Source organism: Neoalteromonas arenosi, from assembly GCF_030362855.1.
Classification (GTDB): Bacteria; Pseudomonadota; Gammaproteobacteria; order Enterobacterales; family Alteromonadaceae; genus Alteromonas_E; species Alteromonas_E arenosi.
The window spans coordinates 311,861-327,391 of sequence record NZ_JAUCBP010000001.1; the positions used below are offsets into that span (position 1 = coordinate 311,861).

Consider the following 15,531-nt stretch of genomic DNA (forward strand, 5'->3'; position numbering starts at 1 on the left):
ATTTTGAACAATTCATACAATTACCTAAATGTTAGAGCGTCCCTGCTCATGTTAAAAATCTAACTAAAATCTTCCAGTTGAATATCTTCTATAGATATACGTCTCAGCAAAACAGAAGAATCATCAGATAAGTACAATTTCAGACCTTTATCTGTTTCAGTAAAATCCGAATACTTAGGAATGAATTGGCCGAACTCGGTTCTAATTTTTATTGAATCCTTGCCTGGCACGAAGTCCTCAATTACATCGTGACCTTTTCCTACGACGAACATGTCTTTACCTCTACCTCCAATAAAGACGTCGTCACCTTTTCCTCCACGAAGTGTATCTCTGCCTCTGCCTCCTACTAGTTTGTCGTTACCCTTACCACCTCTTAACAGATCATTACCTTTACCACCACGGATCAAGTCATTTCCGCGGCCACCGGCAACATCATCGTTTCCTGCACCGGACTTAAGGCGGACGCCGGTATCCTGTGAAATGGTTATGGTATCATCACCTCTACCAGTAACAACCCAACCAAAACTTGACCAAATACCATATGCAGATGTACCAATATCTAATACTTGTTCATCGACTCCCTTGAGTGAGAGTAGTACTTGTCCATCCTCTCTCTCAACTACAACTGCGCCATCAGCGTATTCGTGCTTTTTAACTCCTGAACTTTTACTCCCATATAGCAATGTATCTAACGCAACAAAACTAGTACTAGCCCCATTAATTTCAGAATTATATGAAATCTCAGTAACGACAACATTACCATTGACTTCTTCATACTTTTCTTCCCCAATAAGAGAAATCGATGTTAAACCAAATTGACTCGCTGAGATGAGTTCTCCGTCATCCTTCGCATTTGAATTCGAATCTATCCATACAAAAGCACTATCGAATGCACGGTCTAGATGATCAAACACTCCATCTCCATTATCATCGAATGTTTTAAGTCCATCTAAATCAGAGGATCCTCTTCCTGCAAAGCTGGCAAAAGAAAATTCATTGTAATGATCGACTGTTCCACTTCCGTTGTGATCTATTACAAGTATGCCATCCGTAGCCCCCACCCATGAAATTCTCTCTTCAAACCCATCGGAGTCTATATCCATTCTTGCTCTGCTGTCTTTCATTGATAGTAATGTGATACCGTCACCAGTGAGATCAAGCAATATAGGGGGAATAAACTTAGTATCGTCGCATAGAGGATTACCTAGTCCACATAAAAAGTCATCGAACGGATTGTTTATGAAGCTATCCTCATCCTGGAATTCATCATAAACAAAGGCTGATACGTCTAATATTAACTCATACGAAATCTCAACTATTTCTGAGGCTAGCCAGCCCCCAATTAATGAAGCAACTACTGGAGCTCCAGAGCTAGTTAGCACTACACCGGTTACTGCGCCAGCTAAGAAACTCACAGCTGTCAATACAGCTTCGTCTGTATTACCCGCTAAAAAAGCCTCTAACCCTGGGCCTCCAGACTGCAGTGCACTAGTAATGTCTATCAGTCCTGACACTAATTTGGTTAGCTTTCCTCTTTCTAAAACAGAGAGATTTACTCTTGGGTCATCAAGTAAAGCGATTACTGCCGCTTTTAGCTGCCCAAATTTTGTAGTCAGTTCAACGATTTCTGCAGTACTTAACTCAAGAGGTTCCCCAGACCCATTTCCATCTGAGCCGTTCCCACCAGAGCCACCACCTGCTCCGCCACCGTCATCAACAGGATCATCATAATATATCCAGTCGTCGGTATCCCACCAGCCCCCCCAACCAAAGCCTGGCGGGCGATAAGGATCGTCTGCGCTATCACATCTAAAGAACTCTCCTTCCCACCAACATTCAGGATCGTTTGCCATTGCCCTGTTCCAAGTAAATTTCACTTTGGATATTGATGAAAGATAACTGTTTTGTTTTTGATTAGATTCAATGACTTGTATGTTTCCGAACAGTGATACGGTCGCTATTGGAAGGGCAAGCATTATTGGATTAAGCTTCATGTGTAGTCTTTTCCTTAAGTGATTAACAACGATTACTCCCATTGCGATTTAGTTTGCAGTTTGTCGCCTCTATTCATCGTTCTCGAGAACAGTTCACATTGTTGAAAATCCAATGGTAAGTTAATTGTCGACGTGTAAGGGAAGTTAGATGATCTTCCTTTACCATCAGTTGACAAAATTACTTCATGAAAGCGGCTTTGTAAGCTCGAAAAAAACAATTGTGAATGTTCGAATAAATGGACTCATTGTTCTTACAATTAATGTACGCTTTACACATCTCAGTATAATGAGGTGACGCTTAAACTAACCCGATCAGATACGGCTTTTGGGATTTCAAAAAACTGGTTTGGGTAATCGCTACGGATTAAAGCGCTTACCATTTTTGTATGCCATTGATGTTCTCACCAATTAAAGCAGATCGATGAAATTAAGATAGGATGTTTTAATCCATCAACTTGGCCACATAACTATCATAAAGGAATTTATGCAATACAAAATGCGTATATTAGGTGCTGTGCTTCTTGGATTTGTCGCGATTATTGTCGGTATGTATGGCTTCCCATCCTTTGAAGAACATGTACTCAACAGTGATTCAACAAAAATTAATACCTCAGAGCCTGACGGTTCAGAAAAGGAGTACGCTCGAAATATTGAACAAGCATTGCCGATACAAACAGGTTTGATATTTGAGAACGCAAAGCAAATTTATGCGGCAAGTGAAGCTTATAGCCAATGTGAAACAGAGAACAAAGGTGTTAGGGACCGCCTAGAAACCATAAACGAAAGTATCATGAAACATCTTAGGGATATAGATGAAAACAATTTGATTAGAGATGCTGTCTTTTTGCTCCAAGCAGAAGGGTATTTTCAAATTTATGAAGCATTGTCAACTCTTCATAAACTTCAATTGGTTAAGGAAGCAGAACACTTTCAACAAGCTCCGCTCAGACCCACTCAAGAAGAAATCGATGAATTAACAAGTACAGGTTACTATTTGCGGGATGTGTTGGATGCCGTGACGCAATACGATATTGAACTAACTATCATTGGAGCTGAAGTTTTTAGACAGAATAACAATAAACGCGGCCTATTGTTTCGGCGTGGCAAAGACAAACTACTTTGGTCTCCAGATGTTTTCATTGGCCATAATTTGGCAGCTGCCCCAACGTATTTTGTAGACGATATTGCCGCTCAATACCCTGTTAGTCAGTTACTTTTCACTCAAGCAGTTCGCTCTAGAGCAAGTATTGAAGTTTTAGAGAAGTTACTGTCGAGCTTTAACTATAATAACTCGCCGGTATTTACCAAACACAGTCAGCTCCAAACCGCATTGCAAGCGGCAATTGAGATTGAGTCGTTAGAGGTAATGCGCCTAATACTCTCGCAACCCGATCTTCAACATACAGAGTTTTTTTTTAATCCGCTCAATACTATTATTTTTGAAACATTAAACACCGAAAGCCAGGAGTTCACAGACACTCATAAATCGATGATGGCACTACTAGTTGAACGTGGATTTATGGTTGATGTGGTACCGGGGCCTTTTCCCAAAAGCCTTATGTTAGCCGGCTACCCAGCTATGCTTGATCGACCAGTTGTAGACCAGTTGAACGCCTTATCTATTCCACCTAAACACATCGAGAAGCTAAGGATCCATCCTGATTCTGAGTTACCACTAAATCTGCAGGATCAACTGAAACGTGAAGCGTATGATAGTAAGTTGCTATTGGACGAACACAAGGAGAGGGTTAAGACTTGTGATAGCCTAAAGCAAAACTTGCAGTCCTTGGTGCCGCCTCTTGCAAGCATAGATGATATCGTTGCGCATTTGAGTGCAGATAAGGGGTATGTCGAAAATATCCAATTGTTGGAACAACAATCGCTGACTTTGGTTGACGCCTTCTACTCCAAGATGGAAAGAGAGCCCCGAGATACGCAAGGAATTAATGTGATAGCAGCTTCTACTCTCTCATTAAAAGATATCCCTGACACAGTTCAAGCTCAAATTGATCAATTAACTCCGTTTGAACGACACTACCTCACCGAAGTTTACTGTGAAAAATTTGGTAAGCGCTATATGGAAGAAATTTTTGATGCCGTTCAGTACATGAGTTTTAACTTGCTTAGTCATGAATCATGCTTAGCTGGCAGCCCTCATGATTATATCGAGACCGAACGCATTTTTTATCTTCATGAGAATACATATCCAGGCATCGTTTACAGTGAGTTAAAACGCTATGCCATCGGAAAAGCAATAGACTTGTTAGCTGATCCAGCATTCCAACGCCCAAAAGACTTGCAAGGTTACCCTCATGGTCGGGACGCTTTGATGTTGGCGCTGGATTTAAAGCTCGCTGCTCATAGTCTTGATAAAGAAGACTATAAGAAGTTGATTATTGACCTTATAGCAAGAACAGAATTGAAAGCGGAACATTTAAAGCGACTCCATCGGTTGAAAGTTGAACACTTCATGTTCTTTGAAGATATCGCGTTAATTCACCCGCAAATTCGACAGGCCGTTGGGAGCCCCCTTGTAAGATTTAGAACTTTTAATTAAAGGCTCTATAGTCAAAACCACTTATTCTAACTATCTTCTATTGTTTTATATGTCGGTGGGTAATCGTAATATATGAAGTGCCTTTAGCTATAGCGATAAATTTAGAATGGTTGGCTTTTCCATCGACAATTTGAAGTCTTAATACAATGAAAGCCCTCAACTCAACAATTTGTGTTACGAATCTGTATCCACCAACAATGGCAACTAAGATCACTCTTTCAATTTTGAGATGGCGTCAATTAGACAGGTTGATGTATTCACTACTAACTTTCAAAATTGTGGTTTCACCGCGCGCCAAAGCGGGTACCTACAGTCTTATCTCATGAATAGGCACTCACTATCATCAGCCACATGAACGAAAAGTATCAGCTCGCCTTCTCGTTGCTTTATGGGTGTGGTTTACGCAAAGCTGAATTGCTTAAACTGCGCGTCAAAGATATCGACTTTGACGGTAAAAGCGTCTTTGTCTTTCGCGGTAAAGGCGGCAAAGACCGTGTGACGATGTTACCGAACAATCTAGTGCCGGCGCTCAAACAGCAAATCGAGTCAGTCAGGGCTATTCATCAGCGCGATACTGCTGAAGGTGGAGGTGAAACCAGTTTGCCGCCTGGCTTGGCCAGAAAGTACCCGTATGCGATTAAAGAGTTTAAGTGGCAATACTTATTCCCTTCCACATCCCGATGCCAGCACCCTGTGGATGGATACTACTGCCGCCATCACTTGCATTGGACAGCATTGACCAAAGCATTGCGAGCAGCTGTAAAAAAAGCCGGTGTAACTAAACATGTAACTGCCCATACGTTCAGGCACTCATTCGCCACTCAGCTTTTACTTTCCGGCTCGGATATCCGCACGGTACAAGAGTTACTTGGGCACAGCGACTTACGCACGACACAAATCTACACCCATGTGATAGGCCAGCACTCTTCCGGCACACGAAGTCCTTTAGATAAATAAACTGACTAACGTCAGCTTTACGTTTGAAAGCAGTCGTTGAAGCTTAAACACTCAGCGACTGCCGATTTGAATGCAATTTTAGATTGATTTTGGCATTAACGAACGTCGGCTTTACGTACACAGCAGATCCCCGACTACTCTGCGGTAGCAGTGTTTTACTGTTTACAAATACAACCTTGCTGTTCATCAGAACGATGGGATGACGAAGGTTCAACTTCAGTCTAACTTTTTAATTCAAGACTAACTTACATTACGCTTATGCAGCACCGCTATTGCATAGGCCACTATAACTGAATGGGCCACCAGTAATGCATCGCAATGCCAAGGGTTACAGCCATACCAACCCAGTGGTTGTTTAAAAATGCCTGAAAACAGGCGTCTCGTTCACGTTCGCGGATCAAAAACAGTTGTCGCCCTAACAATATAGTCGACACTAATAAACCTAAGTAATAAGGCAGAGATAACCCCAAATAAACACCTACCCAAACAAGACCGGCTAGCGTCAAAATTTGTAAGCTAGCAATCATCACGCGATCATATTGACCGAACAATATGGCCGTTGATTTAACCCCAATTAAAATATCGTCGTCGCGGTCAACCATGGCATATTGTGTGTCGTAGGCAATGGTCCAGCATAGGTTTGCAGCATATAAACCCCATACCCAATTGGGTAATTCCCCCAAAATCGCCATGGCAGCCATAGGGATAGACCAACTAAACGCGGCTCCCAAAACCACTTGTGGCAAGTGCGTGTAGCGTTTCATAAAGGGGTATATTGATGCCAGAAGTACGGCTACAAAGGATAAATAGATAGTTTCGATATTAAGCTGTAGCACCAGAGCAAAAGCAATCGCAAGTAAAACAAAAAACAACCCCATTGCTTGTTTAGTCGATACATCACCGCGGGCCAGTGGTCGCTGAGCTGTCCGCTTTACTTTGCCATCTACCTTGCGGTCAGCAATGTCATTAATCACACACCCCGCCGAGCGCATCACGACCACACCCAAAGCAAAAATAACGACGATTTGCCAGCTTGGATATCCTTCCGCAGCGATGAATACCGACCAAAACGTTGGCCAAAGTAACAGATAAATACCGATTGGCTTATCGGCTCGCATTAACTGCCAATAGGCGGTGAGAGTCTTTTTATCCATGGCTATCCTTGTGCTGATGGATATATGCAGGTGCAGCTGGCAAAAATACTTCAGCCACCGACATTTGTGTATCGAGAAACTGAAACATTGAGCGGCGCCCATACAGAGCAGTCATGCCGTCAGTAAATGCGGAGACAAGCTCATTGGGTAAACCAGCGCCAAGGCTTTCACAGTCCAATTGACACAATTCGAAGTTGCCGCGCACAAAGCGTTCATCATTAAAAATTCGTTGGCCTAACGGTTGAGTGCCGAGATCCAACAATTCGCCATTATTTATAGCCACTGGGATGACCGAACGGGCATAGACCCACGGCTGTTTATCACCCCACAGAATCACTTCACGAACGTAATCTCCGCTGGATACCGGTTGAGCGTGATACAACACTTGCACATTGAATTGTCGACACATGCTTTGCAATCGCTCGGTCAGAGAGCCAGTGTCCATTAGCCAATTAGCCAAATAGGGATCAGCGACAGGCACAGCTGTTGAATCGGTCCAGTCAATGGCGAGTTCTAAGGGTTTATCTAAGCTTAGCGCAGTAACGCAATTCAAAACTTTTTTACTTCAGGCGGTTATTGCCGATAATAATAACATTGGGACATTGAGAATATCTATATACCAGAATAATCATCGCTTTTTTTTGATTGGCTTTGGTAAAATTACGCTATGCTAAAATGCATAAGTCAGGTTGATGGGGTAAATATGCAAATTAAGGGTTGTATTGTGAAGCGATTACTAGCCAGCATGATGGTCGTTATTAGCATGGCAATTCCAGCGCATTCACTTGCACAATCTCAAATTGCTTATATGGGCTTAGAGCCTGATATCGTCACCAACTACTTAAGTGGTAACGCGCGAACTTTAGGCTTTGTAAGAGTGACCGTTGAGCTCATGTTAGATGACGCCGACAACATTGAAATCGCTGAACACCACATGCCGTTGTTACGCGCGATTGTGATTGAAATCATTGGTCGTCAGCCCGAAGATAAAGTGAAGTCATTGACGGGCCGCGAAGATATTCGCCGAACTATTTTGCAGACCTTACAACAACGCCTTGAGGAAGAAACTGGCCGGCCGGTAGTCAAAGACGTTATCTTTACGAAATATTTGTATCAGGGTTAACGCTTCTGTGTCAGCTTGGCTATTTGCACATACAGCCAAGCGAGCATGCATCCAGTAATCAGGCCAACAGTATGTGCGGTATTCGCCATAGATACCCATAACACATCAGCGTAACCAATCACCAGCCACACCAGTGCAAGACCAATCCACGCTTTGGGTAAGCTCAATTGCCAATCAGGCTTCAACCAACCCAGCCACCAAACAAAACCCAATAAAGCATAAACAACACCCGATAGCCCACCAAAATTAGGGCCTGAAACCAATAATTGTGCGATGTTTGCTAGCACTGAGGTTAATGCAAAAATCAGCAGTAGTGTTGATAGCCCAAGCTTTCGCTCTATTTGCGCCCCCAAATAAAACCACCCCAATAAATTGAAGGCGATGTGCATAGCTGAAAAATGGACGATGCTCGGTGTGAATAAACGCCACCAATCGCCCTCGTACACCAGAGCATGCCACGGGATAATGAACAGCCACTGCTGGATCCAACTGCCACCACCGATCAGCAATAAGAGATAAACCACAATACAAAACAAGCCAATTAAACTCGTCAGTGGTGTACGCAAAATGTCACTGAGGCTAGGCAGTGCAAGTCCACTTTGCCCAATCTGTTGGCTTTGTTCGCCAAATTCCCACGCGTTTTGTTGATATTGCGCTGCGCTGGGATTGGCTAAAAATGCACGGGTGATATCTACAGCCTGCTGCCAGTCTTCTTCGCGTTCAATAAGTACTTGATGACCAGTATCAACTGCTTGATAGCGAGCTGATAGATTTTGGGAAATGAGTTGCGCGACCAAAAGCCGCGCCGCTGCTTCATGCTGAAACTCAATCAGCGTTCGCACGTTTATTCGCCAGACTCAACAGGATACTGCGCGCGCCAAGCCTCGAAACCACCATCCATGCTGTAAACGTCTTCAAATCCTTGATGGACCAGGTATTGAGCCGCTTGTTGGCTGCTGATACCGTGATAACACACAACGATGACCGGCGTTTCATAATCCGTTTCCTGGCTAAACTGGTGCATAGTGCCATTGGTTAAATGAAACGCTTTGGGCATATGTGCAGCGACAAATGACTGCTCGTCACGAATATCAACAATGGCAACCTCGCCCGCTTCCGCTTTGGCAAAGGTTTCTTGTGGACTAATGTGCTTAAACTCACTCATAGGTACTACCAATTCAAAATGACTTTGCCAGATTGCCCCGAGGCCATCGTGTCAAAACCTTGCTGAAAATCATCGATTGCAAATTGATGAGTGATTATCGGCTTTAAATCCAAACCGCTTTGCAGCAGACTAGCCATTTTATACCAGGTCTCGAACATTTCACGTCCATATATGCCTTTAATAGTAAGACCTTTAAAAATCACCTGGTTCCAATCAATAGCGACCGAATTAGGTGGAATGCCCAGCATGGCTATTTTTCCGCCGTTGTTCATATTTTCAAGCATGCTGTCAAATGCGCTAGGTACACCAGACATTTCAAGCCCAACATCAAACCCCTCGGTCATACCCAGCTCTTGCATTACTGCTTTGAGATCTTGCTCCGCCACGTTCACCGCGCGTGTTGCGCCCATTTGCTTTGCCAATGATAAGCGATAAGGGTTTACGTCAGTGATCACCACATGGCGAGCCCCCACATGCTTGGCCACTGCAGCAGCCATTATGCCTATTGGACCAGCGCCGGTTATCAGTACGTCTTCACCGACCAAATCAAATGCCAGAGCGGTGTGTACAGCATTGCCAAAAGGGTCAAAAATCGAGGCTAAGTCATCACTGATATTGTCGGGGATCTTAAATGCATTAAATGCAGGGATTACCAAATATTCCGCAAAAGCGCCTTGGCGATTTACCCCAACCCCTTCGGTATTGCGACACAAGTGACGGCGGCCAGCACGGCAGTTTCGACAATGACCACAAGTAATATGACCTTCACCAGAAACGCGGTCTCCTTTTTTGAAACCTTGCACTTCACTGCCCATATCAACCACTTCACCCACGTATTCGTGTCCGACAATCATAGGCACCGGGATGGTTTTTTGTGACCATTCGTCCCAGTGAAAAATATGCATGTCGGTGCCGCAGATGGCTGTCTTTCGAATCTTGATGAGCAAATCATTGTGCCCCACCTCTGGGATTGGATTGTCTTGCATCCAAATACCGGGTTCACGATGTAATTTGGCTAGTGATTTCATTTATATAACACCTAATTCTTTGCCGACTTCAATAAATGCATCAATCGCTTTGTCGACATGCGCCAGTGAATGAGCCGCTGACATCTGTGTACGGATCCGCGCTTGCCCTTTAGGTACCACTGGGTATGAAAAGCCGATCACATAAATGCCTTTCTTCAGTAGACGATCAGCCATGTCGCTGGCTAATTTGGCATCGCCCAGCATGACCGGAATAATTGCGTGATCTTTACCCGCCAAAGTAAAGCCAGCAGCCTCCATACGCTGACGGAAATGTGCCGCATTGCGTTTTACCGCATCGCGTAAGTCTGCGCCATTTTCCATCATTTCAAACACTTTGATCGACGCCGATACGATTGGTGGAGCAACTGAGTTTGAGAACAAATACGGGCGCGAGCGCTGGCGCAACCACTCAATCACAGGTTTTTTCCCCGAGGTGTAACCGCCTGACGCCCCTCCAAGGGCCTTGCCCAATGTACCGGTAATGATGTCAACGCGACCCATCACATCACAATACTCATGTGAACCGCGGCCATTTTCACCAACAAAACCAGTGGCATGGCAATCATCAACCATCACCATCGCGTTATACTTTTCAGCTAAGTCGCAAATGCCTTTTAGGTTGGCAATAATGCCATCCATAGAAAACACCCCATCTGTTGCGATTAGCTTGTAACGCGCTCCATCGGCATCGGCTTTTTGTAACTGCTGTTCCAGTGCTTGCATATCGTTATTTGCATAGCGGTAGCGTTTCGCCTTACTCAAACGCACACCATCAATGATGCTAGCGTGATTCAGTGCGTCGGAAATAATCGCATCTTCAGGCTCTAAAATGGTTTCAAACAAGCCACCATTCGCATCGAAGCATGACGGGTACAAAATAGTATCTTCAGTACCTAAAAACGCGCTGATTTTGCTCTCTAACTGCTTGTGAATATCTTGGGTACCACAGATAAAGCGGACCGAAGCAACGCCAAAGCCATGACTGTCTAAGCCTTCTTTGGCAGCTGTAATTAGCTCAGGATGGTTCGCCAAGCCAAGGTAGTTATTGGCACAAAAGTTTACGACGTGTTCACCTCCAGCAACCGTGATATCAGCTTGCTGTTGAGTTTGAATAATCCGCTCTTGCTTGTATAAACCCTCTTGTTTCACAGTTTCAATTTGGGCATTCAAATACGCTAAAAACGCTTCAGACATGGCAACCTCCAGAAAATTTTGGCGCTATAATAATCAACCTGCCCGATGGCGTACAGATATTACCTTTGATTATTCGCTGTGAACCGGCAACGGGAGTTGCCATATACCGTCGATGCACGATTTATTGAGTGCTTGCCAAATATCTTTTTCATCAATGGGTTTGGCAATGTAGTAGCCTTGGCCTAAGTCGCAGCCGAAGTGATTTAACAAGTCAAACTGCTCCGCTGATTCAATGCCTTCTGCAACAACTTCAATGCCCATACCGCGCACCATGGTTAACGTGCTGTACACAATATTCCTATCTCCCTGATCGTCCAGCATACCTTTGACAAAAGACTGGTCAATTTTCACGGTGTCAGCAGGCATCGCTTTGAGATAACTCAGGGACGAGTAACCCGTCCCGAAGTCATCAATTGAAATTCTGCAGCCCAGTTCCCTCACTTGATTCATCACGTCACATGCACGCGTCAGGTCGTCCACTAATGCTGTTTCCGTTAGTTCCAGTTCAACCCGGTGGGCCTCGATATCGAAGTGGCGCAATTGTTGACGCAAGTACTCCACCAGGTTGGCATCGAGGAACTGTGAGGCAGACACATTAACAGCCATATTTAGTTGCCCAAAACCATTTATAGTCAGCTCAGACAGAATGCTAAGCGAACGCGCGATTATCCAGTAGTCAACTTTTACCATGAGCGAAGACTTTTCGAGAATCGGTATAAATTCAGCAGGTGACACAAAGCCTTTTTGTGGATGTTTCCAACGAATTAGTGCTTCAAACCCATGTAAGCGATGCGTTTGCAAATCAATTTTTGGCTGTAAGGCTAAATAAAACTCATCACACTGCAAGGCGTTGCGCGCTTCATTTTCTACCTCAACACGGCGGATCAGCTTTAAATTCATCGATGCGTCGTAGGTTCTGTAAACGGAGCCAGAAACCGCTTTTGCTTCATACATAGCAATATCCGCATGTCGCAACAGCTCAACCGCCGTAATATCGTGCTCACGGGTCACTGCAATACCAATGCTCACCGCCACAAAAAACTGCAAATCTTTAACGTTCACCTGCTTGGCAAAAGCATTGATAATCTTTTCAGCGACAACATTTGCATCTTCCGTGCGTTCAATATCAGTGAGCAATATTGCATACTCGTCGCCACCGAAACGAGCCGCGATGTCGGTTTCGCGTAGTTGCTTGCTGATCCGAGTGGCCACTTGTTTTAACAAACTATCGCCCACCCCATGCCCGTGCGTATCATTAATGCTTTTAAAGTCATCTAAATCGAGGAACATTAATGCAACTGCGCGATTGGTGCGTTTTAATGAGGCAATGTGTTTGTCGATCTGAAACATCAGCATACTGCGATTAGGTAAGCCGGTTAGGGCATCAAACATAGCCATTTTTTCGAGTTGGACCTGATCGGCAAGGGCTTGCTGGTTAAGTTGCTCAAGATTGGTCGCTAGAGAGTCGGCGGAGGCTTCAAGTTGGTCTAACTCATCTTCAAACCAGCGCTGTCGTAGGATCCGAGTATCGCGAAACTCTTCGAACCGGTTTTCGGCGAGCAGTGGTAAACGCTGCGACAAGTTCTCCAGTTTCAGTCGATATTGCCGTAACAACACGCTGAGCATCAACACGAACCCAAAACTCAATAAAATAGCAAAACCAATAACAATCCATTGATAGTTCTGTAAGGCGTAATAGCGATCGCTCACATCAGTTACCGCGAGTGCATAAAACCTATTTTCTGGATTACCTGCTAACGGCATTGTCGTTATTAGTAAGGCCCGATTATCATCGTGAACGACATGCCCATACTGGTAAAAATTTGGATAGTTTAGGTCATCTGGCAATAGCCCGATGAAATGTGCAAAGCGCTGACGGTTAACTTCGGTTAGCTGGCCTTGTAAGGTTATATCCACCAGAGATTGCTCTGGCATTGATACCACAGCGATTTGCGCTAATGTTGAGCGTGCAAATGAGGCCAACACTTCAGCTAGCGTGTACTCCACAACGACAACTGCAATTCCAGATGAGGTCATAATCGGCACGCCTAAAATACGCACACAATCTCCAGCGCAAACCAGCTTGCTTTCTGGTCGTTGAAAACGCATAACATCGTTTGCGACGGCATTCATAGCGACCGAATCGGTGAGTTGTTCGGAATAAAGCGTACGCTGTCCATTGCGTGTAAAAAATGCGATATCTTCAACTTGCCAGCGCATTGTCAACTCTTCGTATTGGCTACTCAGTAACCGTGCATATTCATCCTCTTTTTGAACACTTTGCAATTGCGCATCACTGGCAAAGTTTTCCACAAAGCTAACCAGTCGATCATTGATAAAACTACTGAGAAGCTGATATTGCTTGTAGTATTGCATTTGAATTTGGCGTTGCTGCAGAGTCAGATCAGCATTCGAGCGATAGATCAGTAGGCCACCTAGCAGCGCACTAAACAGCACTAACAGTGAAATTAAAACCAACACTAATTTTTGCGCAACACTGACTTTTTTTGCCATATCAAAACCAATACATCATTTGCACTGACCACAAATCCCAATACTCTTCGTCTACAGCATGAATATCTCTCACCAATAAGGGCGTTAAGCGGCCGGCGCCACGGACGCGGTTGTATTCCAATTGAAGGTTTACATTGTCCCAAATGGCATACTTTAGACCGATAGTTGCAGTATCCATATAACCGAAATAGTTTGGGGTTTGCCCGCCTGAAAGCTGATTTAATTGATTGCCGTTGCGATCTTCTCGATTCAAATCATAAAGATCGATGCGCGAAAGTAACGAAAGTCGCCGCTGGGGCATAAACAAAATTTGTACATACCCACCTTCCGCGGTTGAGTCACTAAAAAAGCCGTTAGAAATAGCGTTTTGGTAAAGCGAACTTTCGCGCATTATCTCTGACGTGAATTCCCAATACTGGCTCTGGTATTGAGCCGCGAGAGATATACGTTCAACATTAGCAAAGCCATCGACAAAGGGGTCTTGCGCGTCTGACTCGTAGCTAAAATCCGAATCAAGCCAGTTGGCACCCAACGTGAGTGTATTACTTGATGACGACCAATACACGCTAGCTTGATGAACAAAATCCTGCTCAATATCGCCGCTGGCCATATGGCCGAGTAATTGACGCGTTGACTCACTACCGATTGAGGAGCGACCGTAACTCCAGTTGATTTCCCACTCACCTGTGTCAGATAGCGTATTGGCTCGCAGTGCGATGCCATCACTGCCCAACGCGACATCGCGGAAACTGTCAAAATAAATTGACTGTGGTAACACGTTGCTGGGCCTGGTGTGAGGCACATCACGGGTCGATGAGTAAAGCCAATGATAATTTTTATAACGGCCCAAATGGACATTTAAATTGAACTGAACGCCTCTAACCGCGTGCCAATCGATAAACAGGTAATCGACGCGAACGCCTTGGGGAAAACGATCGCCAGCATTGAGATACACAACCTGCCCATTGGCGCTTATGTGATCGGTAATACCTATACGCCCGTTAATGCCGACTTCGGTTAAGGCAAATGATAAATCACCATCATCATTGATAAAGTTCGAACCCTCAGCACGTTGCACCCCTTGCGCAATAAAACCGTTCCACTGTAATTCATCAGCGAAACTACTCGCGGCATGGAACAGTATAAATACCACCATCCCATGATACAGCCATTGCGGGCATTGAAGTTGATTTCTCATGGGCTTTCTACCTCAATGATTTTTACATTTGTTGGTGTTGTTTCTGTCAGTAGATAACCAATAGCGCCTGGTGTACTTGCGACCAAAGATCGCATTTCAGCATTGTTAACTGCCACAACCGGCGGTGAAGCTTGACCGGAATAAACTAATTTATTCCACTCGCGCTCGAGTTGATAAGGAAACATTTGTAATTGCTGACGCAGAAACGCGATGTGCTGCTCATTATCACTTGATAAAACAATTAGACTTATTGCGGAACCATCTTCCCACGTGCGTTGTTTGAGAGAAAAAATACGTCGTAATTGACGCTGAGATACGGAGTTCTGGGTGACGTCTGGGTGCGCGATAACACGCATTTCAGCGCTTTGTGCATGCACTGAAAAGGACAACATAAGCCAAATTGCATACACCAACCAAGTCAATCGCAAAAGCACGTTAGATCCATGTTTAGAATTTTTAACCTTCCACTGTTTCAGTGTAGTGCATCCTGAGGGAATTGCGCTGTCTAATGCAAAACAGAGTTTAACTTGCCAAAACCCTATGATTGTCTCCACAATATGCCAATGCACTTATTAGCTAAAAGTAATAGAACACTTGCATAAAACATCGAAACGTTTTCTGGGCTTCCTTATCGTCTATAACCTACT

13 protein-coding genes are annotated in these 15,531 nt (G+C 44.3%); 3 read left to right on the forward strand and 10 right to left on the reverse strand.

Going from position 1 to position 15,531, the window contains the following annotated elements; all coding sequences use genetic code 11:
- Nucleotides 1-59: 59 nt before the first annotated feature.
- Entirely contained in the window at nucleotides 60-1,994 is a 1,935-nt protein-coding gene (locus QTP81_RS01395; protein WP_289363177.1) for a calcium-binding protein, read from the reverse strand.
- A 484-nt stretch (nucleotides 1,995-2,478) separates the two neighbouring features.
- Between QTP81_RS01395 and QTP81_RS01400 the strand changes: the two genes are divergently transcribed.
- Both QTP81_RS01400 and QTP81_RS01405 read left to right on the forward strand, forming a co-directional pair.
- Nucleotides 2,479-4,551 (forward strand): hypothetical protein, encoded by a 2,073-nt coding sequence (locus QTP81_RS01400; protein ID WP_289363178.1) that lies wholly within the window; start codon nucleotides 2,479-2,481, stop codon nucleotides 4,549-4,551.
- A gap of 351 nt (nucleotides 4,552-4,902) precedes the next feature.
- Nucleotides 4,903-5,508 (forward strand): integron integrase, encoded by a 606-nt coding sequence (locus tag QTP81_RS01405; protein WP_289363179.1) that lies wholly within the window; start codon nucleotides 4,903-4,905, stop codon nucleotides 5,506-5,508.
- 284 nt (nucleotides 5,509-5,792) lie between these two features.
- Here QTP81_RS01405 and ubiA read toward each other — a convergent pair whose 3' ends face one another.
- Nucleotides 5,793-6,662 (reverse strand): 4-hydroxybenzoate octaprenyltransferase, encoded by an 870-nt coding sequence (gene ubiA, locus QTP81_RS01410; RefSeq protein WP_289363180.1) that lies wholly within the window; start codon nucleotides 6,660-6,662, stop codon nucleotides 5,793-5,795.
- Nucleotides 6,655-7,215 carry a chorismate--pyruvate lyase family protein gene (locus QTP81_RS01415; protein ID WP_289363181.1) on the reverse strand — a complete coding sequence of 187 codons (561 nt, stop codon included), beginning with the start codon at nucleotides 7,213-7,215 and terminating at the stop codon, nucleotides 6,655-6,657. The genes ubiA and QTP81_RS01415 overlap by 8 nt, the downstream gene beginning before the upstream one ends.
- A 192-nt stretch (nucleotides 7,216-7,407) precedes the next feature.
- On the opposite strand from QTP81_RS01415, the gene QTP81_RS01420 reads away from it, so the two are divergent.
- On the forward strand, nucleotides 7,408-7,785 hold the full coding sequence (locus QTP81_RS01420; protein ID WP_289363377.1) for a flagellar basal body-associated protein FliL: 378 nt from the start codon (nucleotides 7,408-7,410) through the stop codon (nucleotides 7,783-7,785).
- On the opposite strand, the gene QTP81_RS01425 is transcribed toward QTP81_RS01420, so the two are convergent.
- The 7 genes from QTP81_RS01425 to QTP81_RS01455 form a co-directional block, all read right to left on the reverse strand.
- The gene (locus QTP81_RS01425; protein WP_289363182.1) at nucleotides 7,782-8,627 is read right to left on the reverse strand and encodes a rhomboid family intramembrane serine protease; all 846 of its coding nucleotides are present in this window, start codon (nucleotides 8,625-8,627) and stop codon (nucleotides 7,782-7,784) included. The genes QTP81_RS01420 and QTP81_RS01425 overlap by 4 nt on opposite strands.
- 2 nt (nucleotides 8,628-8,629) lie before the next feature.
- On the reverse strand, nucleotides 8,630-8,950 hold the full coding sequence (gene glpE / locus QTP81_RS01430) for a thiosulfate sulfurtransferase GlpE (protein WP_289363183.1): 321 nt from the start codon (nucleotides 8,948-8,950) through the stop codon (nucleotides 8,630-8,632).
- A gap of 5 nt (nucleotides 8,951-8,955) precedes the next feature.
- The gene (gene tdh / locus QTP81_RS01435) at nucleotides 8,956-9,978 is read right to left on the reverse strand and encodes an L-threonine 3-dehydrogenase (protein WP_289363184.1); all 1,023 of its coding nucleotides are present in this window, start codon (nucleotides 9,976-9,978) and stop codon (nucleotides 8,956-8,958) included.
- Nucleotides 9,979-11,172, reverse strand: coding sequence for a glycine C-acetyltransferase (gene kbl / locus QTP81_RS01440; RefSeq protein ID WP_289363185.1), 1,194 nt, complete (start codon nucleotides 11,170-11,172; stop codon nucleotides 9,979-9,981).
- Nucleotides 11,173-11,241: 69 nt separating this feature from the next.
- Nucleotides 11,242-13,686 (reverse strand): bifunctional diguanylate cyclase/phosphodiesterase, encoded by a 2,445-nt coding sequence (locus QTP81_RS01445; RefSeq protein ID WP_289363186.1) that lies wholly within the window; start codon nucleotides 13,684-13,686, stop codon nucleotides 11,242-11,244.
- A 1-nt stretch (nucleotide 13,687) separates the two neighbouring features.
- Nucleotides 13,688-14,884, reverse strand: a complete 1,197-nt coding sequence (locus QTP81_RS01450; protein WP_289363188.1) for a TonB-dependent receptor — start codon at nucleotides 14,882-14,884, stop codon at nucleotides 13,688-13,690.
- Nucleotides 14,881-15,318 carry a type 2 periplasmic-binding domain-containing protein gene (locus QTP81_RS01455; protein WP_289363189.1) on the reverse strand — a complete coding sequence of 146 codons (438 nt, stop codon included), beginning with the start codon at nucleotides 15,316-15,318 and terminating at the stop codon, nucleotides 14,881-14,883. Before QTP81_RS01455 ends, QTP81_RS01450 begins: the two co-directional genes overlap by 4 nt.
- Nucleotides 15,319-15,531 lie beyond the last annotated feature (213 nt).

What these genes read in the sequence shown, in the direction of transcription:
- QTP81_RS01395 (WP_289363177.1), bottom strand. Translation starts at nt 1,994, where the DNA reads ATGAAGCTTAATCCAATAATGCTTGCCCTTCCAATAGCGACCGTATCA.
- QTP81_RS01400 (WP_289363178.1), top strand. Translation starts at nt 2,479, where the DNA reads ATGCAATACAAAATGCGTATATTAGGTGCTGTGCTTCTTGGATTTGTC.
- QTP81_RS01405 (WP_289363179.1), top strand. Translation starts at nt 4,903, where the DNA reads ATGAACGAAAAGTATCAGCTCGCCTTCTCGTTGCTTTATGGGTGTGGT.
- ubiA (WP_289363180.1), bottom strand. Translation starts at nt 6,662, where the DNA reads ATGGATAAAAAGACTCTCACCGCCTATTGGCAGTTAATGCGAGCCGAT.
- QTP81_RS01420 (WP_289363377.1), top strand. Translation starts at nt 7,408, where the DNA reads ATGATGGTCGTTATTAGCATGGCAATTCCAGCGCATTCACTTGCACAA.
- glpE (WP_289363183.1), bottom strand. Translation starts at nt 8,950, where the DNA reads ATGAGTGAGTTTAAGCACATTAGTCCACAAGAAACCTTTGCCAAAGCG.
- tdh (WP_289363184.1), bottom strand. Translation starts at nt 9,978, where the DNA reads ATGAAATCACTAGCCAAATTACATCGTGAACCCGGTATTTGGATGCAA.
- kbl (WP_289363185.1), bottom strand. Translation starts at nt 11,172, where the DNA reads ATGTCTGAAGCGTTTTTAGCGTATTTGAATGCCCAAATTGAAACTGTG.
- QTP81_RS01445 (WP_289363186.1), bottom strand. Translation starts at nt 13,686, where the DNA reads ATGGCAAAAAAAGTCAGTGTTGCGCAAAAATTAGTGTTGGTTTTAATT.
- QTP81_RS01450 (WP_289363188.1), bottom strand. Translation starts at nt 14,884, where the DNA reads ATGAGAAATCAACTTCAATGCCCGCAATGGCTGTATCATGGGATGGTG.